Below are 26909 nucleotides of genomic sequence, written 5' to 3'. Positions count from 1 at the left end.
AATGAGAGTACTACTAAAATCTACTATAACAGCTTTAATTTTAATTCTGTGCAGCACCTTCGCCACTGCTCAAAGTATTTCTATTCCTGATACACTTGAAGGATGGGATCAGAGCTGGGTGGCAAATTTAAATGGTTCTCAGGCGGCTTATAGCAATTGGTCGCAGGGTGGTGTCAGTTCCATAAGCGGAACAGGTTCTTCAATTTTTAGTGTGATCTATAAACAAGGCCAGTTTAGTTATGGTCTCAGAACCGATTTTAAATATGGACAGGCACGCATTAAAGGTGAAGGTGTTCGTAAAACAGATGACGTAATTTCTATTAGAAACCGGTTTAATTATGCTTTTCGGGAAGACGGGGCATTGTCCGGTTATGGATCAGTTAGTTTCAGAACACAATTCGACCGTGGTTATGAATATGCTACGGAAACCGGTCAGCCGGATAGCCTGATCTCAAACTTTTTTGCACCTGCTTATTTAACTGAAGGTATTGGTATTGCCTACGATCCCACACCCGCATTTACCTTTGAAGCAGGTTTGGGGCTGAAACAAACCTTTGTAACCGATGATGATCTTGCTCCAATTTACGGGCTTGATACCGGAGAAAATTTCAGGGGTGAGGGTGGTTTAACTACCGGAATAAACTTTGAAAAAGAGGTTTTTGAGGATATCTTGTATGCAAGTTCGGTAGAAACATTTACCAATTTCCTGACCCCCATAAACGAAACCGATGTATTTTGGTCTAATGAACTGATCGGGCAGATCAACAGTATAGTAAGTGCTTCTTTTCAGTTTGAGTTTCGTTACGACAATGATTTCTCCAGCGAGATCCAGCTTAAACAGGTTCTTTCCGCCGGCGTTTCTGTAAGTCTATACTAATGAATAACTCCTCCCAAAAAGTCTTAGATCATTCACTTGCTGAATTAAAAAAATGGCAAGATTCTTTTGGTACATGGGAAGAAGATACTGTGCTCAATATCCCTTATAAAACGATTGAAAAAACATTTTCACGACTGGCTCAGCGCCTGCAGTGTAACTTTCCTTTTCATCATCCCATATATGCGGGACAAATGCTAAAGCCACCACATCCACTTACCTGGGCGGCTTACGCCATGGCGATGAGCATTAATCCAAACAACCATGCCCTGGATGGCGGCCCTCCCTCCTCTGAAATGGAAAAGGAAGCGGTAGCCGAATTGGCGCATTTCTTTGGCTACGGTGATAAATTTTTAGGGCATCTTACTGCAAGCGGAACCATTGCCAACCTTGAGGCTTTGTGGATAGCCCGGGAATCTCACCCCGACAAAAAGATCGCTTTCTCTCAAAATTCTCATTACACCCATGAACGTATGTGTTCCGTTTTGCGGGTAGAGGGAGTCAAGGTCCCTGTCCTTGATAGCGGAACATTCGATCTGAAAGCTATCAACCCAAATGAGATCGGCACGGTTGTAGTTACATTAGGAACCACAGGCCTCGGAGAAGTAGAACCCCTTGATCAAGTCTTACCTTGGGCCAAAGAACACGGAATAAGGATCCACATTGATGCTGCCTATGGTGGATTTTTCCGAACACTGAAAGACACTGAGCTAATTGACGGGACATCCTGGAATTTGATGGAACAAGCCGATAGTATCGTTGTTGATCCTCACAAGCATGGTCTTCAGCCCTATGGCTGCGGATGTGTTTTATTTAAAGATCCTGCAGTGGGGAAATTTTATAAGCATGATTCTCCCTATACCTATTTCACTTCTGAAGATCTGCATCTTGGGGAGATAAGCCTGGAATGCTCAAGAGCAGGAGCTGCGGCCGTAGCACTTTGGGCTACACTGAAAATGTTGCCTTTAAAAGAAGACGTGGGATTTGGCCCTATTTTAAAGAAATGCCTGGGGGCAGCCAGCAATGTGTACGAGTTGACTGATACAAGTCAAAAACTAAAAGCCTATAAAAAGCCTGATCTTGATATTTTGGGATACTTCCCTTCTCAACAGAAAACTACTTCTGAAATTTCTAAAAAGTCTAAAGCAATTTTCGAAAAGGGAATGAAAGATCGATCATACTACCTGTCTCTGTATCGAATCCCTATAGAAACATTCTCCCGCTTACATCCGGAGTACAAAGCTGATTCAGAAGATGTTACTATCCTTCGCAGTGTTTTTATGAAACCTGAACACGACAGCTTCACAGAAGAACTTTTCAACCGAATTGAACAAAACTGCTGATTTTTAACTGCTTCAATATTTTCCAGATATGAACACTGATATTTTTAAACTCATCTTTCACCACGACCAGCGACTGGATAAGCTTGCCGAACGCAATACCCGTGATCATCCAAAGCAAATGGAAACTACGCTGGATGACTTCATGAAACCTGACCCTACCTATTCCAGGTTCTATTTTACAGGAACTGATCTGGCTAACGAGCGTTTTGGATTGAATATGTTGGCCGCATATGATGAAGTGATCAATGCCCTGGAAGTTGCTTTCCCAAGTAAAAATATCTTCACCTACCAAACCCAATTTCCGTCCATCCAAAAAGCCATTCAGGATCTGCAACCGGGTGAAATTTTTATTCTAACGGATAAGGATGAAGTTGAGCTCGACATTTCCACTTTACATATTGATGTGAATTCGAATGTGGGTCACCTGAAGGAAGAATTGAAAGAAGCGCTGGAAGCGAATCACATTGTAGTTTATAAGGAACAGGCCAAAGATGGCTTTGACCTGCACATGTTTTCCAAAAAGAATGTGTATCGTGAGATGTTCTTCCCGCTACAGAAATTAGTTCCTGACCACTTTCGCTTTTTTAGTATCAACGGCAAGAAATTCAGATCGGAACGCCATTTCTATTTCGAGACCTGGACCTTGGACCGACCTCCCCATGGTTTTGAAGAAGTTCATCCTGAGACGGTTTTATAGTGTTATGGTGCTTAGGTGTTAAAGTGTTACCTTTTAACTTTTCGGTAACACTTCAACACTGTCGCACCTTAACACTATTTTTCTACCCCCGGAACGTTTACAGGTTCATTATTCTGCCACCAGAACGTCCCCAACTCTTTTTCATTCGGGAATACCTCATTCAATGTCTCAGCTTCATACATATACCCGTTTTTCAGAATATAGGAGATATCGGCTGTATTTCTGATATTTTCCAGGGGATCACTATCCAATATTACCAGATCAGCCAGTTTACCTTCTTCAATAGAACCAAGGTCAGTATCCAAGCCAATAGCTTCAGCTCCTTGTAGAGTTGCTACCTTCAAAATATCATGTTCAGAAATTCCACCGGCCTGCATAGCCCAAAGCTCCCAGTGATAACCAAGTCCCTGCAACTGACCGTGGCTACCAACTCCGGCTCGCCCTCCGGCTTCAACCAGATCTTTCACAAACACTGCTAGTTCTTCAAACACATGTTCCTCTTCCATAAACCACCCGGCATTTCTTCTTCTGGTTCTTTCGTCAAGGTTATGATGCGGCATAAAGCGCTGCAATTTTATATCATCATGCGGGCGCTCGTTAGCATAGAAATAATTTTCAGCCCAGGGACCGCCATACGCAACCAACAAAGTAGGTGTGTACACTGTTCTTGAAAAAGCCACAAGATCAATGACATCTTGATACAGTGGAAATACCGGAAATGAATGCTCGTGCCCGGGATATCCATCAATCACTTGTGTCAGGTTTTCTTTGAAATCAAGGGAGCCTTCTGTGGTTGGCATTAACTCTTGCTCTCGGGCAGCCTCAATGATCCATTGTCTCTGTTCCCGGTTTCCTGCACCATACATCTTGATCGTTTTAGTATCATAATACTTACTATATCGGGTTAATACTTCACGGGCATGATCCAGGTCTTTGATATTTTCACTACTGAAAACACCCGGACCGGTAGAATAAACTCTTGGCCCCATCAACTTGCCTGCATGAACCAAGTCCTGATAGGTAAGCACATCTGTAGTTGCAGTCTGAGGATCACGAGTAGTGATTACACCATAAGCAAGATTCGTTAAATAAGACCAAAACTCACCGCGGTGTAGATTTACCGGATGGCGAAAGTGAGCATGAGTATCCACAAAGCCGGGCACAATTGTTTTTCCATTCATATTCTTGATCTCCGCACCGGATGGGATCTCAACTTCGCCCCGTGCTCCAATTCCGATAATACGATTATCTTCGATCACGAGATCGGCATTTTCAATGATCTCATCCCCATTCATGGTGATAACCGTAGCACCTCGAAGTACAAGAACTCCTTCCGGAATATCACGGTCAGCCATTACGCTGATCTCAATTTCATCAGGCTTGTACCCTTCATCTTTTTCAGCTTCTTCTTCTTTTTCTTCATCCCCATCTTCTTCATCAGATTCCGGTTCCTCCGACTCTTCCTCCATTTCTTTGGCAGCTTCCACACTGTCTTTGTAGGCTTCTTCTGCTTCAAAATCATATATAACATGAGCATTACCTATTGACCAATGTACTTCATTGGCATCCCAGCCCCATGCAGGAAACTGCCCGCCAATATCGGTAAGCTGATTACTTGGGAATGCACTGGAACCACCACCAACAGTGATGCTTGGAGCATCTCCACCTACTTTAGGCACTGTTACAACAAAAATATCTGTACTGATCTGTGCTAAGGCTTGGTCTCCTTCCGGCGCCATTCGGATCCAGGATGCTCTTCCCCCGTCTCTTTGATCTACTTCAAGGTGAGATTTTTCATCTGTTCCGTCCCATCGAATTGAGGTGAGCCCCCTCCAGCTTGAAAGATAAATTCTATCCGATCCTTTAACAAAATGCGGATTTCCTCTTCCACCGGTTAAGGTAATAAAATTGTTTTCGCTGCCATCCGCATCAATCCAGATCAAATCACTCGTTCCCCTGAAAGCACTGCGCTGTGTCGCATTTCTAAAATCCTGAGGGAGCCCTTTGATCAGAACAATACGGTTTCCTTCATTATTCCATACCGGATCCTGAAAAACACCTTCTTCCTCATTTATTTGCTGTAACCCCCGGCCATTAGGACGTACTTTATACACCTTTCCGGTCTCAGGAGTCCAGGTCACAAAAGCGATCCATTCACCATCCGGTGACCAAACCGGCTGTGCCTGTGTTTCATTCAGGTCAACCAGTTTACGAGGTTCGCCATCAGGCAATTCCATCGTATAAATTTCGTTAAGTGCTGTGAAGGCAATTTTATTGCCATCCGGTGAAGGAACGGCATCTCTTATCTGTGTGATCTCAAATTGTGGCGTATCTTCAATAGGATAATCGAAATCAAGTTCTGGCCCCAATTCAATAGTACTGCTCACATTAAATGGAATTTCTACCGCATCTCCACCCTCAATTGGAAGCTTCCAGATCTTTCCGCCATATGAAGCAACTACATGTTTGTTATCCGGAGTAAAAGACATTCCGGGCAATACATCTCTTGATGCTCTTGATTCCTGATCATCGTGTTGTACAGGGTAAGCCAACCAGCTTTCATCACCTGTAGTGAGATCCCTTTTCATCAATCCCGTATGCTCATCATGTCGAGTTCCATACACAAGCCACTTGCCGTCACTTGAAAGCGTTGGACGAAATCCAGATCCATAATTATCTGTCTGCATTACAATATCACCGGTTTCACGATCATATGTGCCTATCTGATATTGAGGTAATGAGGCATTGTAATCCCAGCTTCCCGATCGACGTGAAAACCAGATGTACCGGTCATCAGCTCCAAAAGCTCCTTCCAGCATGCGTAAATTTCCTGGTTCATCAACTAATGCCGTACCGGAACCACCATCAGTGTGGTACATCCAGATCTTGTGATTCCCCGGAGAGTTCTTTGAAGCAATAACATATTTGCCATCCGGCATCCATTCCGGAGATTGATATTCGTTATCCTTTCCACTGGTTAACTGCTCTTCTTCTTCGGTCTCGAGGTCGTAGATCCAGACTCCTTCCCCGCCTGAGGCATCAGAGATAAATACTATCTTACTCCCATCCGGACTGAAACGGGGCTGACTGTCAAATTGCATGCCCTCTGTAATTTGCGTGGCTTCACCGCCCTCAACCGGAATTGTGTACAGATCTCCCAAAAAATCAAACACGATCGTTGTCCCGTCCGGGCTCACATCTAAAGCGATCCAGGAGCCTTCATCAAGATCAAAACTAAATTCTCTTCCCGGTTCTAATGGGAGCTCGCTCTTTTCTTCCTTTTCGGTGCTATCAGCATCGGCATCTTGCGCAAAGCCTAATTGAGGGCCAAACGCAACCAACAGAGTGATCATTAAAATTTTAAACCCATTCGATAATAAGTGTGTATGTACCATGATTCCTTTAATAATTTGATTAAGTAGCAGAAGCTAAAAAAATTGGAGTATCCCCCCAACCCTTTTACAAGTAAATACAATTCATCCCTAATTCTAAAATTTTCTGCAAAAAAAGCATTCCACCATTGGAATACAGAAATGTTATCTTCCTCAAAAATTTCATCTATGACCTTTTTAGAAAAGCTTAAGAATTCAGTAAAAGCTTCCGGTTCTACACTTTGTGTGGGCCTGGACCCCAATCTTGCCCTGCTTCCACAGTCGGTCAAAGATCAATTTAAAACTCCGGAAGAACGGGTTAGTTATTTTTGCAAACTGGTTATTGACTATACCAGTCAATATTGCGCGGCCTTTAAACCGAATCTTGCTTTTTTTGAAGCACTTGGAAGAAGCGGATTAGAGGTTCTTGAGGAAGTCATAGATCACATCCCAAATGATAAGATCATTATAGCCGATGCCAAACGCGGTGATATCAGTTCCACAGCTGAGCATTATAAAAAAGCGTTTTGGGGTGAATTTAAGGTCGATGCCATTACTATAAATCCACTGATGGGCTTTGAAACATTGGATGCATTTGCAAAAGATGAAACCAAGGGAGTTTACGTGCTTACGCTAACTTCTAATCCCGGAGCAGCTGATTTTCTGAAGAAGCCCTTTTCCGATTTTGCCATGATGGCGCAATTCATTGCCCATCAGCTTTCAAAAAGATCTTCTTTTTCAAAATCACATTTAGGGATGGTGATCGGTGCAACACAGGCTGAAGAAGCCGGATCTGTTTTACATTATCATTCCGAAGGGGCATTGCTAATTCCCGGAATAGGAGCACAAGGAGGGTCAATATCAGAGTTAGAAAAAGCCCTGAAAGATCACAAAGGAATTCCATTGATCAACTCCAGTCGTGGGATTATTTATGCAGGAAAAGATGAAAGCGACTGGCCTGAACATGTATCCGCTGCCGCCAAATTTATGAATCAGAAACTAAATCAGATAACCCAAAAGTATGTCTAAGAAACCGGAAGTTATTGTGTATACAGACGGAGCATGCAGCGGAAATCCGGGACCGGGCGGATGGGGAGCCATTCTCAAATGGAACGGAAAAGAAAAGGAACTTTCCGGTGGCGATCCCCAAACCACTAATAACCGCATGGAAATGAAGGCGGTCATCGAAGCTTTGAAAGCACTCAAGAAACCATGCGTGGTTAAAATTCACAGTGACAGTGCCCTCATCATTAATGCATTCACACAAGGCTGGATCGAAAACTGGCAAAAGCGCGGCTGGCGAAAAGCCGATAAAAAACCGGTGGAAAACAAAGAGCTCTGGCAACAAATACTGGAAGCCATGAAGCCGCATGAGGTTATTTGGGTTAAAGTAAAAGGCCATGCCGGCATCGTATTGAATGAAAGAGCGGATCAACTTGCCGTTGCTGCTTCACAGAAATTCTGAATTGGAAATGTTGAATTTTGAATACAGCCTAAGCTAATTCAAAATTCAACATTTCCAATTTCCTAAAGAGAGGAAAAAGGCACCATATCAAGATCATCAAACTGCCCTAAGTCCGCTTTCATTTTTCCGGTGATGGCGATCATGGCGGCGTTATCAGTGCAATAGCTTATTTTTGGGGTATAAAGCTGAATTCCCATCTCTTCTGCCATTTTTTCGGTTTTCGAGCGGAGCATAGAATTTGCAGAAACCCCTCCAGCAAGCAACACCGTTTTAACTCCCGTTTGTTTGACCGCCCGTTTCAGTTTTTTCACCAACACTTCCGATATCGCAAAAGACACACTGGCACAAATATCATTTAGATGCTTCTGAACCCAGTCTTCTTCTTTATCCTGCAAATAATACAAGGCACTGGTCTTCAACCCGGAAAAACTAAAATCCAATCCTTCTTGCAATAGTGCTTGTGGAAATTTGTGGAATTTCGGGTCACCATCTTTGGCTAGTTTATCCATGTGCGGCCCTGCGGGATATGGAAGCCCTAATAGCTTACCGATCTTATCAAAAGCTTCGCCGGCGGCATCATCCCGGGTTTTACCTATGACCTCATGCTCAAAAGCCGACTTTACATGAATAAGTTGTGTGTGTCCACCGGAAACAGTGAGGGCGATTAAAGGAAACTCGGGCTGGTGATCAATGAAATTAGCATAGATATGCGCATCCATGTGGTTCACCCCTATCAGTGGAATATCTCGAGAGAGTGCCAATCCTTTGGCAAAACAAATTCCCACCAATAATGAACCAAGCAGTCCCGGACCCTGCGTTACGGCAATAGCTTCAATTTCATCCAAAGAGATGCCACCTTCTTCGAGTGCCTGTTGTACCGTCTGGGTGATGGTTTTTTGATGAGCTCGTGAAGCCAATTCAGGTACCACTCCCCCAAACTGCAGGTGGATTGATTGTGAGGCTATGATATTGGACTTAATACCTTCTGCTGTTAAAACCGCTGCAGAAGTGTCATCACAAGAAGATTCAATGGCTAAAATGTTCATACCTCAAAGATACGAATGTTGAGCTTGAAAGACATAAGGAATGGAACACGGATGGCGCGGATGTTGCAGAGATTCGCTGATCTGATTTACTATTCTTTTTTCCGTTCTATCTCATTTCTATCTGCCAATGATTTTGCAATTCTTTCCGTATTAAAGGCAATTTTTTCATTTGATCTGATCAGGCGTAAGATCAGGGAGATCACAAAAATTATTAAAGCCAGATATAAAATAACCGGAATGAAAAATGCTAAAGAGCTTACAGAATGAAACATATTGATAATGTTAGTATAAAGTTCGAGGCTATATAGCAGTAAAAGGAATTCGATTCAAGCATAAATTACTTATTAAATTGAATAAGTAAAAGCCAGTAAGGGCGCATGGCAATGCGCCCTTACTGGCTTGGGGATTCTTCAAACAAAAAAATCCCGCTTCGGAAAACCGAAGCGGGATTTGAATTTTATCAAGAGTAAGTGAAAAAACTCAGCTTACTTTTTCTCGTCATCGTCAACTACTTCATAGTCGGCATCAACAGCATCATCTCCGCTGTCTTCTGCATCGTCGGATGTAGCCTGACCTTGAGCGCCGGCAGCATTAGCACCTGCCGCACCGCCAGCAGCGGCTTCTTCCTGAGTAGCTTTGTAGATCTCTTCAGAAGCACCGGACCAAGCCTGATTTACAGCTTCGATAGCTGCATCGATCTCGTCCATGTTTTCTTCTTTGTGCGCCTTCTCGAGGTTTTCAACAGCCTCTTCGATCGCTTTCTTGTTGTCATCGGAGATCTTGTCGCCGTATTCATCAATCTGCTTCTTGGTAGAGAAGATCAGACTATCGGCCTGATTCAATTTCTCTACACGCTCTTTGATCTGTTTGTCTTCTTCGGCGTGCTCTTCGGCAGCTTTCTTCATTTTTTCGATTTCCTCTTCGGATAGTCCTGAAGAAGATTCGATTCGAATACTTTGCTCTTTTCCGGTTCCTTTGTCTTTCGCAGTGATGTTCAACACACCGTTCGCATCAATATCAAAGGTTACTTCGATCTGAGGTACTCCTCTCGGAGCAGGTGGAATTCCATCTAAGTGGAAACGGCCAAGCGTTCGGTTATCCTGAGCTTTGGCACGCTCACCCTGCAGTACATGAATTTCTACGCTGGACTGATTATCTGCTGCGGTAGAGAATGTCTGAGACTTGCTGGTTGGGATGGTACTGTTAGACTCAATCAATGGAGTCATCACGCCACCCATCGTTTCAATACCAAGCGTAAGTGGGGTTACATCCAGAAGAACAACATCTTCTACATCACCCGACATCACACCACCCTGAATAGCTGCACCAATTGCTACAACTTCATCAGGATTTACACCTTTACTTGGGTCTTTACCAAAGAATTCTTTTACAGCTTCCTGAATTTTTGGAATTCGGGTTGAACCACCAACAAGAATTACCTGATCAATTTCTGATTTGTTCAAACCGGCATCTTTCATAGCTTTCTTGCACGGATCAATAGATCGTTTTACAAGATCATCTACCAATTGTTCGAACTTGGCACGACTAATATCAATATTCAGGTGTTTAGGACCTGAGTCGGTAGCTGTTACAAACGGCAGATTTACATTTGTTTTTTGTGAACTTGAAAGCTCGATCTTAGCTTTCTCGGCAGCATCTTTAAGGCGCTGCATAGCCATTGGATCTTTTCGAAGGTCAATGCCTTCATCTTTCTTAAATTCATCGGCTAAGAAATCAATGATTCGTTGGTCAAAATCATCTCCACCGAGGTGTGTATCACCATGGGTTGATTTTACTTCAAAAACTCCGTCACCTAATTCCAGGATGGAAATATCAAAAGTACCTCCACCAAGGTCATATACGGCAATTGTCTGATCCTGATCTTTCTTGTCCAGCCCGTAAGCTAATGAAGCAGCTGTCGGCTCGTTGATGATACGCTTCACTTCGAGTCCGGCAATTTTACCGGCTTCCTGAGTAGCTTTACGCTGAGCATCATTAAAGTAAGCAGGCACTGTAATTACAGCTTCTGTTACTTTTTCACCAAGATATTCTTCTGCAGTTTGCTTCATCTTTTGAAGAACCATAGCAGAAATTTCCTGCGGTGCATATAAGCGATCTTCAATTTTTACTCGTGCGGTATTATCATCCGCCTTGGTGATTTCGTAGGAAACCTGCTTGGTTTCATCTTTTACTTCGTCAAACATGCGTCCCATAAAGCGTTTTACAGAAGCTACAGTGTTTGCCGGATTGGTGATAGCCTGCCTTTTTGCAGGTGCACCTACTAAACGTTCACCGTCTTTGGTGAAAGCCACAACAGAAGGAGTAGTTCGTCCACCCTCGCTATTCTGGATTACCACCGGCTCGCCGCCTTCCATTACGGCAACGCATGAGTTGGTTGTTCCTAAGTCAATTCCTATGATTTTTCCCATTGGTCTGATCTATTTGCTTTTATTGTTATAAATATTCTTGTTGTTTCCGTGCCAACGCAGAGCGTCAGACACGAGTGTCAGTAAGTATGTTATTACTCGCTACGATCGCTCTGCGTTGTAGCGGTTGTCATTGCTTATAAACTCTATTTAACCGGAATGGATTTTGAATCCTTTAAGGCCTCCGATTTAGGCATGGCAATCGAGAGTACGCCGTTTCTGAAACTGGCTGATACTTCAGCCGCATTTACATTTTGCGGAATCGCAAACGCACGGGCAAAAGCACCGCGTCGTCGTTCCTGTCGCTTAAACTCTTCACCGTCGCCGGCTTCGACCTCACGCTCACCTTTCACCGTCAATACATTGTTCTTCAGGGAAATTCCGATCTCTTTTTTTGATAGCCCGGGAAGGTCGAGCAGAATCTTAAATTCCTCTTCACTTTCCAGGATATCACAATCGGGGGCAAAATCCTTGTCTTCATTGGCCAGTGGCACCACTTTCTCTACAAACTGTTGAATGTCTTTCCCAAGTTTGGACAGGTGCCGCTCAATTTCGATACCAAATTCTGTAAAATCTCCCATGTGCGTGATGTTTTGTTCAAGTTCACAATTAGGTAAGCAATACCAATGCCAACTACGGAAGGCGGGAAGAAAACTGACGTATTGACCGACGTATTGTCAGGAAGCCGGAGGAACATTGAATATTGAACAAAGAACACCGAACTCAGAAGTGGTTTTTTGATAGTTGAGAGTTGATAGGGTGATTTTACTTATCTATCCCTTTTGCTCTGAATTCTATTCTGTACTTCACGATTCGGTCGATGCCTTCTGATAAATTTCTCTCTCTTGTATAGAAGTACCCGTTTTTTACTATCGGAAGTTGTCTTTCATACATTGGGTTTCTCTCTGACCTTTTACCCGGAAAAGTAAACTCGGCTTTTAATTCACCTGTGTTCTCAAGTACAAACCATTGAAATGTAGAATCGCTGTCTGTTATTGATGCGATCCAAATCCGTTCTTCTTCATCAACCATCATTTTATGAATAGCGGGCCAGGTATTTGGCACTTCCTTATCTTCAAATGCTTCTTTAAAATTCTCTGAGATATCCAATTTATCAGTGTTCAGGGTGCTTTTCTTGTAAGGATAGTATATAGATCGCAGGTAATTTCCGGTTGAATCATAAATACCAATTAAAAAATCTTCTGTCCACACATCATAAATTAATCCATTTCTTGACATGTAGAAAAGTGAACCTCGATTAAATGGCATGCTCCACGGCCAAGTTGTTGACCCTCCAACTTGCATCCCCATTTCATACGGGTAAAAACCATATTTTCTCTGAGAGTACAATTTATTCGGTAATATTTGCCCGACCTCAGACACTTGATAATAATAGATCTGCCCAAGTGTATCAGAAAGTGCCTGATTCCTGAATTTCATGATAACTCTCTCCTCTTCATCAACATATAGATCTGAGGCCCTAATTAAGCTGAATTTTTTATCTGTAACACTATCGCGCTTTATAACTGCATCCCTGACAAACGAATAATCTGATATTGAATACACTAAATACTTTTGAAGGCGAGATCCTAATAAGTAAATCTTGTCGTCTTTTATTGCCATAGAAGCAATTGCTTCTGACTCTCCACGCCCTCTACCCTCCCTATAAAATTTGGTGATGAATTCACCATCCGGCTCAAAAACATACACGTGTACCGTTCCTGGAACCGACCCCACTATATATATCCGGTCTTGATCATCAATGGCTACTTCACCGATATACCCTTCAATGAATACATCTTCGTTGCTTTCAAATACCGTTTCCCTTATTAACTCAACAGTATCTGTATTAGCAAGCTGTTCTTCCAGTGAATACACGGATACATTTTCTAAATTCTGTACGTGTTCCGGTAATTCTGGCGTTTGTAGAGGCTCCTGATCGGTTTCTGAATTGCACCCGATAACAATTAACCCAATGATCAGCCAATTTGGAATTGTTTTAACAAAGGATGCCATAAGTAATTCTGCTTAGTTTAATACTACCTAAATAGCAGAATTAATTTTGTAAAGCAAGAATAAGAATATTGAACTCAGAGAATTTTTGATAGTTGAGAGTTGATAGGGTGATATTTGTACGAACAAATTCTATCACCCTATCAACTCTCAACTGTCAACTTCTCGAGATCTTCCCAGAAGGTATGATAGGAAATTGCAGCACTTTCCGCGTCCTTAATCTTACTCTTAGTTTTTCCTTTTAAGGATAATACAGCAGCAGCCATGGCAATGCGGTGGTCGTGGAAAGATTCGAATTCAGCAGATTGAAACGTGAACTCAGGATCACCGTGGATGATGAGGCCGTCTTCATGTTCTTCGAAGTTGGCTCCCACCGCTTTCAGCATTTTAGACATCGCCATGATGCGATCGGTTTCTTTGTGTCGTAATTCTTCAGCGCCGGAAATGACGGAAGTGCCTTCAGCAAATAACATAGCCACAGATAAGACAGGGAGTTCATCGATACAGTTCGGAATCATTTTAGGATCAATCTCAATGGCTTTTAAATCAGAGCCCTTCACTATAATATCACCGACAGGCTCGGCCCCTTCCATGCGTTCATTCTCGATGGTGATGTCGGCTCCCATATCACCCAAAATATCCAAAAGTGCATTTCGGGTGGGGTTCAACCCAACGTTTTCGATCAGAATTTCGGCATTGTCTTGAATGGCTCCTGCAACCAGCCAAAATGCCGCAGCAGAAAAATCTCCCGGGATGGTATAACTTTGATTTGGAATTTCATCTGCCAAACTTGCGGAAATAACTTTTCGTCCCTCAGCTATGTCTTGATCCAAATTTAGTAACCTTTCGGTATGATCACGACTTGGTAAAATTTCAATTACCTGAGTTTTTTCTTCACCAAACAATCCTGCCAAAAGAATACATGATTTTAGCTGTGCACTTGGAATGGGAAGTTCAAACCTAATCGGCTTTAGCGGTTCGTTCCGGTTAATGAACAAAGGAGCATAAGCTAAATTCCTTGCTAAAATGTACGCCCCCATCTGTTCCAGTGGTTTAATAATACGGGTCATCGTTCTTCCACAAAGTGACTCATCTCCCATCAACTTTGCTGAAACACCTGCCCCCACTAACACCCCGGAAAGCAGTCGCATAGCCGTTCCTGAGTTTCCACAATCGAGGTCTTTAACAGGAGCTTGAATGCCTTCACGACCTGTTCCTTTAATGATCAGCTTGCCGTTAGACTTTTGAACCTCGGCTCCTAATTGCCGAACACAGCTTAGCGTACTTTGTGGGTCTTGAGCGGTAGAATAATTTCCTACTTCTGAAATTCCTTCATATAACAAAGAAAAAATGGCGGCACGTTGAGAAATTGATTTATCAGGAGGTAAGCTAAGTTCACCTTTAAGTGATTTAGCAGGCATCACATGTTTGATCATGAATCTGTTTCGTTTAACAGCACCCGTGCTTTTCTTTCAGCTTCCATTCCCGGATAAGTATCTATTATTGAGTTCAATATAGTCATTGCTTCTCCGCGGTTCCCTAATCTGATATGCGATTCTGCACTTTTGTACATGGCCTGAGAAACCCAGGTATCAAAAGCCTCAAATAAGACCTTCACCTTGGCATATTCTTCTATTGCTGAATTAAATTGTCCCTGCCGTTGAAAGATCTCACCAAGATAGTATTGTGCTTCCGCCCCTATCTCTGTTGAGCTTCTTTCGGCAACAGGAGATAACAGTTCACGGGCTCTTTCATAATTATTTTCAGCCAGAGCAACTTTCCCTAAACCTACCTGAGCCGCTTCGCTATTAGCATTTACTTCTAAAGCAGATTCATATTCTTCTTGAGCCCGTTCGATCTCACCTTGTGCCAGACTCGCATTTCCCATACCCACATATGCTTCCTGTCGGTATCGGGGCGCAGTTTCAAGCAGTTGTGCATAATTTGCATATGAGGCTCTGTAATCAGCTTTTTCATAGTTCAATACTCCTAATGAAGTCAATGCAGAGGCCGCCAGGTCATTATCAGGAAAGTCACTAACTATGGTTCGGTAGGCATCAATGGCATTTTCAATCTGATCCAGCTGTCGGTATGATTCTCCGAGATTGGAATATGCTTCAGGCATCAATGATTCAGAGTTTGTAACCCTTAAATACTGTCGAAATTCTTTCACTGCATTTTCGTAATCGCCTGACTGAAAAACATTAAGTGCTTGCCGATATCTCAATTGATCCGCAGTTGAACTGGCAGGATTATCACTTAAAAATTCTTCCAAAATAACAGAACTGCTGTCGGACCTTCCGGCTGAAAGCTGAGCATACTGAATTCCATTAATAGCTTCTATGATGTAGCTGCTTCTTGGGTACTCATCCAATACATTTTGATATGCGGCAATAGCCCTGTCATATTCACCGGCGTTATAGTAGGCATCTCCAATGTTATATTGAGACCGTGCAGCCCACTCAGTACCGGGATATTTACTGATCACAGTTTGAAATTCTTCTATGGCCTGAGAATAATTGTTCGTATTCAGATATATATAGGCAATATTATATTGTGCTTGCTCCCTTAAACGGCTGAATGGATAAATACGGAGTGTCTTTCGGAAATTGGAGACCGCCTCAAAAGTTCTGCCTGCTCTGTAGTAACTGTTGGCAACCTGAAACATGGCATAATCTCCACCCGGTTCAGCACCAATGGCTTTGTTATAGCTGCTAATAGCTTGCTGGTAATCACCAATTGCGTAATAAGCATCCCCGATACGTAACTGTGTATCAGTGTCGTATGGAAAAAGCGCGGTAGCCGGCGGCTCATAATTTTGAAGAAAATCCTCTAAAGGTTCTACAGCTTGCTGGTATTGCCCCATTTGGAAATAGCTCCACCCCAATGAGTATAAAGCTGCACCCATCATGTCGCTTTCAGGATAATTATCGGCATAAATTTTAAAGCGTTGAGCTGCACTGCTAAACTGATTCATTTTATAATGGCTGTCAGCACTCCAGAATAAGGCTTCCCTGCCTATATCGGAATTAGGTGCTTCAGTGTAAACAGCTTCAAAAATAGGTTGAGCCTGTTCATATGCCTGATTACGATATAAAATCCATGCTTTCTGAAAACGAGCCTGCCTTTTAAGCGCCGGATCGATATCAACTACTTTTTCTGCTTCCTCAAATGCCTGGGTGGCCCGTGTGTATTCCCCATTAGCGAAGTAGGCTTCACCCAGCATAGTATAAATTTTACCCGGATCTTTTAATTCCACGTCACTTCGTACCAAATCCAAAAGCACTTCTATTGATTCGCCATACCTTGAAGCCTCAAATGCAGAAATAGACCATTCATAATATGCTTGCTCTACCCATAAGCCTGTCTTAAAGCGTTCACCAAAATCACGAAATGAGTTAATAGACTTACCATATTGACCGCCAAGCTTCTCGTTCACTGCCTTATAATACAGCGCCTTGCGGGCTAATTCATCATCACCTACAGCAGCCTGCCCAAAAGACTCAGCTGCCCAATGATATATCTTCTGCTTATTATATACCCAGCCCAAGCCGTAATGAGCTATTCTTTCCTGAGGAGTACCTTTGGTCAAATTGATATAACGAAGGTAAGACTTTGAAGCTTCATCGTAGTTTCCAAGATAATTCTGGCTCTCAGCTATCAGGAAAACTGCTTTTACCAATGACTCTTCATCCAGATAAGGCAACGCGTTTCGTAAAGCCTGAATCGCCTCTTCGTATCTCCCCTGCTGATAGTAGGATTCTCCAAGAGCCGTTCCCACACGGCGGGTTATCTCATTATTTGGATAACGATCCTTTAGTATTTCAAAGGCTGCAGACGAGGCATCATATTTTTCTTGAGTAAGAAATAGACGTCCGCGAGCATAAAGGGCTTTGGGGGCCCACTCAGATCTTGGATACGCATCAGCCAGCTCCATAAAATAAACCTGAGACTCAGAATAATCTTCGTTTTCAGCGGCGGCCTCAGCAATCCAATATTTGGTTTCTGCAGAATTCTCGTCATTCATCCATGAATCCATCGCTTGCTGGTAATAGGTGATCGCCGCTTCATAATCACCTTTATCAGTATAACGATGCCCTAGGTCTCTAAGAAGTTTTTCTGATAGATCACTGCCAGGATACCGCATCACAAACTGTTTATAGTATGCCTCCATTTTCGTGGAATCCATGCCTGCATTAGCCCTGGCAAGGAAAAAGTCAGAAGAAATACGCAGGTCATGGTTGGGAAAAGTGGTGTTGAATTCTTCAAAATGTTGGGCAGCCTCTTCAAAAAAACCTTTCTCATATAGATCAATCCCGCTTTCATATAGCCGGGTTGAGGGTGACTGAATATCTTGAGCAGATACTAAGTTCAACAGAAAAAACGTACATAAAAAAGTGATAAAGCAGCTTTTTGGAACGGAGAGCATGAAACTCGTCAGGATAAATAGGGTTAATAGTTACTTCTTATATGTCAAGATAACGAATAAGTTCGTCTGCGCGATCAGAAAAATTATGTTCCAGAACCTCACTATTGGCTTCGGATATGATCGTGTATCCAAAACGGCGCAATCCGGCACTTACAACTGATGAGTCTTCCAAATTCAATTTAAATGATACGCGATAATATGGATTTTCTGCTCTTGGTTGCTGAACAGCTACACCTAATATCTTAGCACCTTCCATTTCTATTATCCGAACAAGATCAGATAAAGTAAAATCAGCCTGACTCATTTCAACAGCTATCACAGAACCATAACTAGATAGATTAAAGACATCTCCCAAAGCTTTAAGAACATCTCTTTTCTTGATCATGCCCTGAAAAACCATATCGTTATCAACAACAGGTATCAGGTAAATCTCTTTAGCAAGCATCACCCTTGATGCTTCAAAAAGATGCTGATCTTGAGGGACAAAAAGCGGATCCTCTAACTCAACCTGAGAAAGGGCTGACTTTTCATCTATTACTTCTATCAGTTTCTCAAGTGAAGCCATACCTACTATCTTTCCTGTTTCATCTACTACACAGAATTGAGTAGTGTGCAATAACTCGATCTTCATCAAAGCCGTTGCCACGGTATCCGTCAACTTAAGCGGTGATATGTCTTTATTTATAATTTCTTTTACTAGCATAGTTATACAACTTCGCCGTTGGTACCAATAGTATCCAACAAATGGGATAATTGCTTAAAATCTTTTTTAGCAATGCTGAACGTAAGCTCAACATCCGTGCCTTCATACGATTCTTGTTCAACCGTTGCGTTCTCATGAATAAAAGCAACTGCTTTGTATTTTGAAACCGGAATTTGCATGGTATGCCGGCTATATTCAAGCTCGATCATGTCTTCAATGCTTTTTTCGAGCTCTTTAAGGCCTATTCGCTGTTCTGCAGATACAAAAACGGCATTCGGATAGGAACGTTTCATTTCCGAAATCTGATTCGCATCCATTTTATCAACTTTATTGAATACCATGATCGTTCTTTTGTTGGTGGCTTTTATCTCTTCAAGAGTTTCTTCCACTACTTCAATGTATTCATACGCCATTTTTGAAGATGCATCTACCACATGCAGCAATATGTCAGCTTCCCTAACCTCATCCAGGGTGGATTTAAAGCTTTCTACAAGGTTATGAGGTAATTTCCTTATAAAACCAACCGTATCAGAAAGTAACACAGAATGATTTTCGAGTTCATGCCGCCGCACAGTGGAATCGAGTGTCGCAAAAAGCCGGTCTTCAGCAAATACACCTGTTTCAGTTAGTGCATTCATTAATGTTGATTTCCCGGCATTTGTATAACCAACCAACGAAACACGTGTCATGCTTTCACGTCCTTTTCGCTGCGTTACCCGCTGCTTGGTTAATTTTTCAAGTTTATCCTTCAAAACTGCAATGCGCCGGCCAATTAACCTTCTATCGGTCTCGATCTGTGTTTCACCCGGGCCTTTAGTCCCTATTCCCCCTTTTTGACGAGAAAGGTGAGTCCAATAACGAGTCAGTCTGGGTAGCAAATATTGAAGTTGCGCAAGCTCTACCTGTGTTTTGGCAGCGGCTGTTTTTGCCCTTGAAGCAAAAATATCAAGGATCAAAGAACTTCTATCCAAAACCTTGGCATCTGTCGTTTTTTCTATATTCCTTAACTGTGTGGGCGACAGATCATCATCAAAAATAACGGATTCAATATTCTTCTCTTCCATGATCCGCTTCAATTCAGTCAGTTTACCCTTCCCTATATATGTTGATGAGTCAGGGTGGGTTTTATTTTGCAGAATTCTATCAACGGTGATCCCTCCGGCAGTATCGGCCAGCAGGGAAAGCTCTTCTAAGTATTCTTCAGCTTGAAAACGGGTTGTCTCAGGACCGTATAGTCCTACCAATATAACACGTTCTCTTTCTATGTCGGAATTTTTAACGTCGTCTAACAAATGGGTATTACTTAATTAATCTTCCTGAATTCTCTTGAGGTCTATATCCGGTAAGGATTGTCCTTCGATCTTATTCTCTAATTTTAAAGATACAATTTTTTTTACTGCATTATATCGAGGCCTGGGTACGAATAGTTTTAATTGTTTAAATCCTTCAGTAAGTGATTTATCCATTTCTGAGTAATTAAAGAGGTATTCCACTCCATCTTTTTGAGGATACTCTACATAATCCAAAATTTGGAACCAGGGGATTGTCTGTGAAGGTTCGTTGATGTTTTTCACGATCCCATAATCTGTAATATAATATTTAGAAGCTAAATAACTGGAGACAAACCACATACTTCCGATCCACATGTAAGCCAAAAATATTGAATACCTTGCAGTCTCCTCATAAAAAAAAGCAATGGATGAAAGAACAAATATCAAACCGAGAAAAACTGTGGCAAACAAAGGATATCCTTTCAGCTTTCCGACCCTCCAGCTTAAACGCACCTTTCTCAGCCGAAGTTTATTCTGAAATGAATAACCCGCAAGTAAAGTAGAGGCAATTGTGAAAAATAAGATCACGCCTCTGAAAAATATGGCAAGTATTTCTTCCATTAACTCACTGTTTCTGCTTTATAGAACATAGAAACCAAGGATTCTGTGATTAAAAATAACAAGCCTGCTAACATAAACCAGCTCCAAATTTCTTTTCCAAATCCGGTAGCCATGATTTCATTTTGAAGTGCTTCTTCTTCCATATCACCTGCAGAAACCCAATTTATGTCATCATCCTCTATTAAATTTTCAAACTGTTCTTCATTCATTTTCATGAAATCTGATTCTTCTGAACTTAAGTTTGCTGAAAGGACATATTCCCGCTCTTCGTCGGTTATTGTGATCCATCCCGGTGTCCATTCTTCAGCAGGGTACCTAAGCCTGATTCCTGATGAAACTACATCTACCGTTGGTTTTATCACGTCCTCATCTTTTTCAATAACGGCTTTTTCTCCATCAATATTTCCCTGCCAGTTAAAACTATTCCCTAATTGATGATTGGCAAATCCTCCCTCGTCAGAAGATGCAGAGTATAACAGCAATCGGTAATAAAAAGGTGCAAATAAAGGTTTAACAGCAAAGTTAGACCAACCCGGATCATTGCCAATAGCTGATAATATTAATACGCCCTCTCCAAACCTTTTTTCATGAACCAACACATCGCCGTTATTCATTGTCAAAAGATCAAAACCTGTTCCTGAACCTGACTTTAATAACTTCAGGTAATAATAAATATTTGGACTTGTAAAGCGAAGCGGTTCATTATCTCCCCTTTGAAATAATCCTGTAAATGCAGGATGATCTTCCAGGAGTTCATCTGCTGTGGTTACTGTATTGAAAGACGCATATTCTCCCTGAATGCCTGCGAACCGGCCGGCATTAAATTGAGAGAACAACCTGTTATAATTATTCAGATCACCATTCTCGGAAGGGAAAAACATAATGCCGCCGCCATCTTGAACATATTCCTGCAATGCCTGAAAGCTATATTCCGGGATCGATTCCAAAGCATCTAAAATTACTGCATCAAATTCATTGAGATTGGCAGTTTCAAAAATACCGGGCCCCTCTTCCCTGTAAACCAGTTGTGCATCATTTTCACCGGCTACACGAAGCATGGTGCCGGTATAAGAGATAAGATCAGGATCGGAATTACCCTCGTTTACCCAAAGGACATTGCGTGTCTCAGGGACCTGCACCGTGAAATAAAATTCATTATCCGGCTGAAACTCATCTCCTTCGATCTCTATCTTTCCCTTGGCTGATCCGGATTTTGATGGGGTTACCTCAAAGGTGAAGGTCTTCCGTTCATTCGGCTCAAGAGCAACAGAATATTGGCCTGCATTTTGTCCTTCAAATTCCAGAGTTACAAATTGATTAACTGCCCCCACACTGCTTCGGTTAGCCACTTCAATATTTATCGTAAATGGGATCTCTGCCCCAATCATATTCGTAGAAGTACTGATGTCGGAGATCATCGTATTTTGAACATCAACATCACCTACATCGATTATGGTCAACGAGATATCCTCCAGATCTAACTCTTGAAGATCATTTAACTGACTATACTGTCCATCTGTAATAATAAAAATATTTTTGTTTTGGTAAGGCGCTTCGCGCACTGATTCTACCAAACCCTCCAGGCGATTATATATAAAATTACCGCCCGGTTTTATATCTACTCCTTCCGCCGTTTTCCGGATATTAGCACTGCTTAGTATATTTGTATACTCAGCTTCACCATTTGTAAGCTGCAGCATAAAACGATCTTCATCTTTAGCTGACTCTTCGACCTTTCCAATAATTTCCCGCGCATAATCAAATAGCGGTCCCTGCTTTCCAATACGAGACATACTTATACTATTATCCAACAAAAAAGCGTTAAGAGCCGGTGCTTGTGCCGAGCTTCCCCCCGAAAGTCCGGGAGGTAAAAATGGACGCGCCAATACTAATGCAAGACAAGCAATAGCTGCAAGTCTTAGCAGTAGCAGCAAATACCTTTTAATTCTAATGCGTCTGATTGTGGTAGTTTTCAACTCTCTAAAAAATGTAAGAGTTGAAAATGCTACCTTCTGTGGTCGCTTTAAATTTAGTAAATGGATAAGGAGTGGTAATCCTATCGCAATTAAGGCAAGTAAAAAAACCGGGTTTAGAAAACTCATTTAGCGCTCAAAAAATGTTACCTTTATTTTTTATTATGGAACTTTTTGACCATTTGGAAATTAGTCCATTCAGAATAATATCCTAAAACAGCTTATTTTTTCGTATTGATGCAACGCATTATTCAGATCTTAATTACTTTTTTCATAATCAGCCAGTTCACAAGTTGCTCTTCAGTTCCAAATAAGGACTGGTTTGCATTAATTCCTGAAAATTCGACTTTTGTGATCGTACCTGAACAAGGTCTTAATGTACAGGATATAGTAACCAAAGAATATGCGTCTTACCTGGATGATCTGACGCCTACTGCAATTCAGCAAAGTGCCGGCCTGGATGTTGACGTAAGTAATCGCCTTCAAGTTAAAGCGCTGGTGCTGAACCCTACTACTTCAACAACTTCCCACATCCTTTGGATAGCAGAGTCTCCGGCTGAAAAACTTGGGAAATGGGCATCCAGATTCTATCAACCTTTTACACAGAATAATTACGAATTTAACGGCCTTACCATTCATAAACTTTTCTTCAATAAAGGGGAAATTTTTGCGGCTCAGGTAAGAGATTATCTGATTATTTCCGAGTCCAGTTTATTAATTGAAAATTCGATACGAAGTTACCTCGGTCAGGCACCCTCTATACAGCTTGAAGAAAATCCTGATTCTTCAACATTGGTTGTGAACACCCCGGAATTAGACCAATGGATCGAGCAATTCTCTTTAGTAAGTAACCGCCCGTCCATAATGGATAAATTCACTGGGACTAAGCCAGTTTCACTTAAACTCAGTACTACAGCAGATACTACAAACAATGTTCAGCTTTCCGGTCAGATCCAACTTCAAGACAACAATCATTCTGTTCTTGTTGATGCTTTTTCATATGAGAACAAACCAATTTCCCTAGATCAGCATATTGCCGGTAATGCAGCAAGTTTCGCCATACTGAGACTCCCCCCGCTTTCCATTCCCAATGAGCCTGATGATACGATCATCTCTCCTTTGGATTCTTTGTTACTCAATGATATTGAGACTTACCAAAAGCTCGCTAATACTATGAGTTCTGAATTTGCTTTTGAGGCTTTTCCCGAGTCTGGTCTAATGGCAACCGGCGAATTCTTGTTCATGCGAAAACTTCAAAATGTAAATGCTTTACGCCAGCAATTGATCGAACTCTACCAAGATGGGTATATAAACAGACAGGATAATACTTACCGAATAAATAGCCGTATTATGGGTGAGTTAATTGGTTCAGAATTGAGTACTCTGCGCGATTTTTCTTTGGCTTTCTCGAACGACGTAGTTGTTATAGCAAAGAGAAAAGGTTTGGCTGAAAGTGTTAATGCAGATCGTATTCGCCGACGCGTGATCTATTATGATGATACATACTCTGATGTCAGAGATAATTTACCTTCGGAAGTGAGTGGGTTTGTATGGACTAATTCAAATGAATTCTTGAGATTCATTGCCCCAAAACTGAAGCCTGAAAACATTGCAGGTGGCCTGTTAAGTAGATTTGATGTTACGTCTATGGTCATGACTAAGACAAATAATGCGATAGATTTTTCTCTAAATACCTACTCTAAGGAAGGATCGAGCATGCCATATGAAGAACTATGGGTAATGCCTCTTTCTAACTTTGAATTAAGCGGAGAGCCGGTTTTAGGGAACTTAGTTGGGAGCAGTGCTACAGAAATTACATTTTCTACCCAGGATGGCCGGGTTTATTCACTTGCAATAGATGGAACCATTGCAATGCAGGCTTCTACAAACGGATTAACTGCTGTCGGAGGGCCACAACTTTACGATTGGTACGGAAATAACCAACAAATTGTATTTTTAGCAGCCGGCTCAAAGATCTTTGCATGGAATGAGAATGGAAATCTTTTACCACGCTTTCCTATAGAGATGGGAGAACAGATCACTTCTCCCGTATTTGTTCAGGATATTCTCAGAAACGGCGTACCGGAAATTGTGGTAGCTACTGAAGACCGGAAAGTGCACGTTCTAGACGGCAGGGGCGAAAATGTGCGGGGATGGCCTCGGAACACCAATACTATCGTAAGAACTCAACCTGTTTTTGAGATCGTAAATGGAACCTGGTCAATATGGGCTTTTTCAGAGAACACACTTCATAGCTGGCTTAGAAACGGGAATGCCCGCCCGGGTTACCCCCAGTTTGTAAATGCCCGCTTTACCGGTTCTCCTGTTATTTATGAAGATCAGGTAATTGCCAGTGCGGCTGATGGGTACCTTTACTCTATTGGAATGAATCCGGTATTTGAAGACTCCATTGCTACTGCTATTTCTGAAGACTCTGTTGCTATCAATACTTTATATGTAGCTAACAGCGAGCTTACATCCGTAAAGGTAGAAGAAGGTGTGCTTCTAAAAGATTCTACTGATTTTTACAGGGAAGATATTTTTCTTACTCAAAGCGCGAATGGATCTGTATTCCTTTATAACGATAAGGGGGATCTGCGATTTACAAAAAGCCTGGGCCAACCTTCCTCCTCTACCTTCACTCCCCAATTGGCAGACATCAACTCTGATCTGAATATGGAGTTATTGGCACTTGCTGAATTTGGACGATTATTCGCCTGGGAGATCTTAACTGATAAAAGATTATTTGGCATCCCAACCTCCGGAATGAAATATCCTATCATTACAGATTTGAATGGGGATGGGCGAAAGGAGCTTATTGCTCAAACAAGAGAAGGGCTTCGATGCTGGACAATCAACAAGGTTGATTAGGTGTTAGACATGGGATTTTAGCTGTTAGCATTTTGACACATAAAAACTAACACCTTGCTTCTAGCACCTAAAAGCTTTTATACAATATCCGCCAGGGCTTCTTCGAGTTCTTCAAAGTGAAAATCGAACCCATTAACCTGTAAATTTTTGGGCTGCATACGAATACTGTCTGTTACTGTTTTTGCAACTTCACCCATTACCAAATTAATGGCAAACTCCGGGACCTTAAAAATTGCCGGGCGATTCATCACCGCCCCAAGTATTTCTGAAAATTCACCCATCGTTACAGGATTGGGGGAACAGGCATTATAAGCTCCTTTCACCTGCTCATTTTCCAAAGCAAAAATAAATGATCGGCAAAGATCTGTCCGGTGTATCCAGCTCATGTATTGATCTCCACTGCCTATTGGGCCACCAACAAAAAACTGAAAAGGAGGAATCATTTTTTCTAATGCTCCTCCGCCTTCTTCCAAAACCACGCCAATTCTTGGATTCACTACCCGTATTCCAAGTTCTGATGCCTTTTGGGATTCGGACTCCCATTTAACACATACACTTGCTAAGAAATCATCAGAAGCAGCTTCTGACTCACTCAGAACTTCATCTCCCCGATCTCCATAAATACTCGCTCCTGATGCAGAAATAAAAACTTTCGGTTTATTATCTGCTTCAACCATCGCTTCTACCAAACGGGTTGTCACACGGATCCGACTATTTAAAATCCTCTCCTTTTTTTCGGGAGTCCAGCGCCATGCAAAAATATTTTCTCCGGCCAGATTTATTACTGCATCTACGTTATTCACGGTAGCAACCAAATCATCGTCCCAAGCTATAAAACGCTGGTTCCTGGCGTTTTCATCTTCATACTCCTTAGGGTTGCGCGTAACAATTACCAAATCATGTCCTTTTTTGAGCAATAAAGTTCTAAGCTCATCTCCAATAAATCCGGTTCCGCCTGTAATGAGAATATTCATGTTCTTCCTTTTTGTTTTGAATTTAAACCAAATAATCGAGTAATAGCATTCAGTTTTACGTGAAATTATAAAAGATTAGCAGGATTAGTTGATTGGGGATTTGGGAAGCATGATCAACTCCTCGGTCTAACGGCTTACTCGTCTGACCGATTGACCAATCCGAGCAACCCAACCTGTTTTTCCTTAAATATGTCTAACCTTTGAAGCTTGTCCTCGTTCCGAAAATCTCCCGAGCATTCGGGATAACGCAGTCTGGGAAGCTCCAGCTTACCGTGGCTTGGAGTGATTAATTTCCTGTTTTCAATTTCCTTGTTCTTTTGTGCCGACAAAAGAACCAAAAGCTCCCGACTGCGAAAAAAGAGCTAAAGCTGACTTCATTTCACTAAAAGAAATCAATGTAATTAAAAGCCCAGTCATCCCTGGCCCAGACCAGGGATCTACTTACTGCAAGAACGGAGTCGAATCAGGGAGATCCCGCATCTTCGCATTCGCTGCGTGCGGGATTGACGAGGTGGTGGTGAATGGGATTTATTTTTTAACGCTTCATTTCGTCATCTTCTTGACGCTCTTTTTTCTGAGGTCGATGGGTAAAGGCCCATACAAGGCGGGGCGAGCTCGTTATCCATAAAACCCACTTTCCATTTACTTTCCAGATCGTTACTATCTACTAACAAGTAAATCAATTGTTTATTAACCATAATAGGGTGATATCTTAAAATATTAGAATTTAAATACGCGTATTAATAAACTTTTTTATCAATATGAATGTTAGTATCATTGAACCACATAAGACCTGCCACGCCTCTCATTGTGAAGCGCACCCGGGCGGGTT

The 26909-nt window shown here is 41.9% G+C and carries 19 protein-coding genes; 7 read left to right on the top strand and 12 right to left on the bottom strand.

Annotated features, from left to right (window positions below; translation table 11 throughout):
• Nucleotide 1 precedes the first annotated feature (1 nt).
• Genes VFM80_RS07255 through VFM80_RS07245 form a run of 3 tightly spaced genes read left to right on the top strand, consistent with a single transcriptional unit; the run spans nucleotide 2 to nucleotide 2914 of the window.
• On the top strand, nucleotides 2-877 hold the full coding sequence (locus VFM80_RS07255) for a DUF3078 domain-containing protein (RefSeq protein WP_395071002.1): 876 nt from the start codon (nucleotides 2-4) through the stop codon (nucleotides 875-877).
• The gene (locus tag VFM80_RS07250) at nucleotides 877-2217 is read left to right on the top strand and encodes a pyridoxal phosphate-dependent decarboxylase family protein (RefSeq protein WP_395071000.1); all 1341 of its coding nucleotides are present in this window, start codon (nucleotides 877-879) and stop codon (nucleotides 2215-2217) included. Before VFM80_RS07255 ends, VFM80_RS07250 begins: the two co-directional genes overlap by 1 nt.
• 28 nt (nucleotides 2218-2245) lie before the next feature.
• Nucleotides 2246-2914, top strand: a complete 669-nt coding sequence (locus VFM80_RS07245) for a hypothetical protein (RefSeq protein WP_395070998.1) — start codon at nucleotides 2246-2248, stop codon at nucleotides 2912-2914.
• Between the two features lie 74 nt (nucleotides 2915-2988).
• Here VFM80_RS07245 and VFM80_RS07240 read toward each other — a convergent pair whose 3' ends face one another.
• Nucleotides 2989-6309: an amidohydrolase family protein gene (locus VFM80_RS07240; RefSeq protein WP_395070996.1), complete on the bottom strand. Its 3321-nt coding sequence runs from the start codon at nucleotides 6307-6309 to the stop codon at nucleotides 2989-2991.
• Between the two features lie 165 nt (nucleotides 6310-6474).
• On the opposite strand from VFM80_RS07240, the gene pyrF reads away from it, so the two are divergent.
• Nucleotides 6475-7314 (top strand): orotidine-5'-phosphate decarboxylase, encoded by an 840-nt coding sequence (pyrF, locus tag VFM80_RS07235; protein ID WP_395070994.1) that lies wholly within the window; start codon nucleotides 6475-6477, stop codon nucleotides 7312-7314.
• Nucleotides 7307-7750 carry a ribonuclease HI gene (gene rnhA, locus VFM80_RS07230; RefSeq protein ID WP_395070992.1) on the top strand — a complete coding sequence of 148 codons (444 nt, stop codon included), beginning with the start codon at nucleotides 7307-7309 and terminating at the stop codon, nucleotides 7748-7750. Before pyrF ends, rnhA begins: the two co-directional genes overlap by 8 nt.
• A gap of 62 nt (nucleotides 7751-7812) precedes the next feature.
• Here rnhA and tsaD read toward each other — a convergent pair whose 3' ends face one another.
• Nucleotides 7813-8796 carry a tRNA (adenosine(37)-N6)-threonylcarbamoyltransferase complex transferase subunit TsaD gene (gene tsaD / locus VFM80_RS07225; protein ID WP_395070990.1) on the bottom strand — a complete coding sequence of 328 codons (984 nt, stop codon included), beginning with the start codon at nucleotides 8794-8796 and terminating at the stop codon, nucleotides 7813-7815.
• Nucleotides 8797-8820: 24 nt separating this feature from the next.
• Between tsaD and VFM80_RS07220 the strand changes: the two genes are divergently transcribed.
• Nucleotides 8821-9063 (top strand): hypothetical protein, encoded by a 243-nt coding sequence (locus tag VFM80_RS07220; RefSeq protein WP_395070988.1) that lies wholly within the window; start codon nucleotides 8821-8823, stop codon nucleotides 9061-9063.
• Between the two features lie 218 nt (nucleotides 9064-9281).
• Here the strand turns inward: VFM80_RS07220 and dnaK are convergent, their stop codons facing one another.
• From dnaK to VFM80_RS07175, 9 genes are all read right to left on the bottom strand, one after another.
• Nucleotides 9282-11225 (bottom strand): molecular chaperone DnaK, encoded by a 1944-nt coding sequence (gene dnaK / locus VFM80_RS07215; RefSeq protein WP_395070987.1) that lies wholly within the window; start codon nucleotides 11223-11225, stop codon nucleotides 9282-9284.
• Between the two features lie 143 nt (nucleotides 11226-11368).
• Nucleotides 11369-11803 (bottom strand): Hsp20/alpha crystallin family protein, encoded by a 435-nt coding sequence (locus tag VFM80_RS07210; protein ID WP_395070985.1) that lies wholly within the window; start codon nucleotides 11801-11803, stop codon nucleotides 11369-11371.
• 184 nt (nucleotides 11804-11987) lie between these two features.
• Entirely contained in the window at nucleotides 11988-13238 is a 1251-nt protein-coding gene (locus VFM80_RS07205; protein ID WP_395070983.1) for a 6-bladed beta-propeller, read from the bottom strand.
• Between the two features lie 140 nt (nucleotides 13239-13378).
• Entirely contained in the window at nucleotides 13379-14671 is a 1293-nt protein-coding gene (gene aroA, locus VFM80_RS07200; protein WP_395070981.1) for a 3-phosphoshikimate 1-carboxyvinyltransferase, read from the bottom strand.
• Nucleotides 14668-17610 carry a tetratricopeptide repeat protein gene (locus VFM80_RS07195; protein ID WP_395070979.1) on the bottom strand — a complete coding sequence of 981 codons (2943 nt, stop codon included), beginning with the start codon at nucleotides 17608-17610 and terminating at the stop codon, nucleotides 14668-14670. The genes aroA and VFM80_RS07195 overlap by 4 nt, the downstream gene beginning before the upstream one ends.
• A gap of 91 nt (nucleotides 17611-17701) precedes the next feature.
• The gene (locus tag VFM80_RS07190; RefSeq protein ID WP_395070977.1) at nucleotides 17702-18367 is read right to left on the bottom strand and encodes a CBS domain-containing protein; all 666 of its coding nucleotides are present in this window, start codon (nucleotides 18365-18367) and stop codon (nucleotides 17702-17704) included.
• A 2-nt stretch (nucleotides 18368-18369) separates the two neighbouring features.
• A complete protein-coding gene (hflX, locus tag VFM80_RS07185) occupies nucleotides 18370-19659 on the bottom strand; it encodes a GTPase HflX (protein WP_395070975.1) in 1290 nt (429 codons plus the stop codon).
• A 15-nt stretch (nucleotides 19660-19674) separates the two neighbouring features.
• Entirely contained in the window at nucleotides 19675-20259 is a 585-nt protein-coding gene (locus tag VFM80_RS07180; protein ID WP_395070973.1) for a hypothetical protein, read from the bottom strand.
• The gene (locus VFM80_RS07175; protein WP_395070971.1) at nucleotides 20259-22361 is read right to left on the bottom strand and encodes a BatA domain-containing protein; all 2103 of its coding nucleotides are present in this window, start codon (nucleotides 22359-22361) and stop codon (nucleotides 20259-20261) included. Before VFM80_RS07175 ends, VFM80_RS07180 begins: the two co-directional genes overlap by 1 nt.
• A 108-nt stretch (nucleotides 22362-22469) precedes the next feature.
• Between VFM80_RS07175 and VFM80_RS07170 the strand changes: the two genes are divergently transcribed.
• Nucleotides 22470-25103 carry a hypothetical protein gene (locus VFM80_RS07170; RefSeq protein WP_395071018.1) on the top strand — a complete coding sequence of 878 codons (2634 nt, stop codon included), beginning with the start codon at nucleotides 22470-22472 and terminating at the stop codon, nucleotides 25101-25103.
• Nucleotides 25104-25180: 77 nt separating this feature from the next.
• Here the strand turns inward: VFM80_RS07170 and VFM80_RS07165 are convergent, their stop codons facing one another.
• A complete protein-coding gene (locus VFM80_RS07165; protein WP_395070969.1) occupies nucleotides 25181-26077 on the bottom strand; it encodes a TIGR01777 family oxidoreductase in 897 nt (298 codons plus the stop codon).
• Nucleotides 26078-26909 lie beyond the last annotated feature (832 nt).

The sequence above is a fragment of the Gracilimonas sp. genome (genome assembly GCF_035704785.1).
Taxonomy (GTDB): domain Bacteria; phylum Bacteroidota; class Rhodothermia; order Balneolales; family Balneolaceae; genus Gracilimonas.
Note: the sequence above shows the minus strand (reverse complement) of the source record. Positions and strands in the feature narration are given on the sequence as shown.

What these genes read in the sequence shown, in the direction of transcription:
- VFM80_RS07245 (WP_395070998.1), top strand. Translation starts at nt 2,246, where the DNA reads ATGAACACTGATATTTTTAAACTCATCTTTCACCACGACCAGCGACTG.
- VFM80_RS07210 (WP_395070985.1), bottom strand. Translation starts at nt 11,803, where the DNA reads ATGGGAGATTTTACAGAATTTGGTATCGAAATTGAGCGGCACCTGTCC.
- VFM80_RS07250 (WP_395071000.1), top strand. Translation starts at nt 877, where the DNA reads ATGAATAACTCCTCCCAAAAAGTCTTAGATCATTCACTTGCTGAATTA.
- dnaK (WP_395070987.1), bottom strand. Translation starts at nt 11,225, where the DNA reads ATGGGAAAAATCATAGGAATTGACTTAGGAACAACCAACTCATGCGTT.
- VFM80_RS07165 (WP_395070969.1), bottom strand. Translation starts at nt 26,077, where the DNA reads ATGAATATTCTCATTACAGGCGGAACCGGATTTATTGGAGATGAGCTT.
- VFM80_RS07170 (WP_395071018.1), top strand. Translation starts at nt 22,470, where the DNA reads ATGCAACGCATTATTCAGATCTTAATTACTTTTTTCATAATCAGCCAG.
- VFM80_RS07175 (WP_395070971.1), bottom strand. Translation starts at nt 22,361, where the DNA reads ATGAGTTTTCTAAACCCGGTTTTTTTACTTGCCTTAATTGCGATAGGA.
- rnhA (WP_395070992.1), top strand. Translation starts at nt 7,307, where the DNA reads ATGTCTAAGAAACCGGAAGTTATTGTGTATACAGACGGAGCATGCAGC.
- tsaD (WP_395070990.1), bottom strand. Translation starts at nt 8,796, where the DNA reads ATGAACATTTTAGCCATTGAATCTTCTTGTGATGACACTTCTGCAGCG.
- aroA (WP_395070981.1), bottom strand. Translation starts at nt 14,671, where the DNA reads ATGATCAAACATGTGATGCCTGCTAAATCACTTAAAGGTGAACTTAGC.
- VFM80_RS07205 (WP_395070983.1), bottom strand. Translation starts at nt 13,238, where the DNA reads ATGGCATCCTTTGTTAAAACAATTCCAAATTGGCTGATCATTGGGTTA.
- pyrF (WP_395070994.1), top strand. Translation starts at nt 6,475, where the DNA reads ATGACCTTTTTAGAAAAGCTTAAGAATTCAGTAAAAGCTTCCGGTTCT.
- VFM80_RS07180 (WP_395070973.1), bottom strand. Translation starts at nt 20,259, where the DNA reads ATGGAAGAAATACTTGCCATATTTTTCAGAGGCGTGATCTTATTTTTC.
- VFM80_RS07190 (WP_395070977.1), bottom strand. Translation starts at nt 18,367, where the DNA reads ATGCTAGTAAAAGAAATTATAAATAAAGACATATCACCGCTTAAGTTG.
- VFM80_RS07255 (WP_395071002.1), top strand. Translation starts at nt 2, where the DNA reads ATGAGAGTACTACTAAAATCTACTATAACAGCTTTAATTTTAATTCTG.
- VFM80_RS07240 (WP_395070996.1), bottom strand. Translation starts at nt 6,309, where the DNA reads ATGGTACATACACACTTATTATCGAATGGGTTTAAAATTTTAATGATC.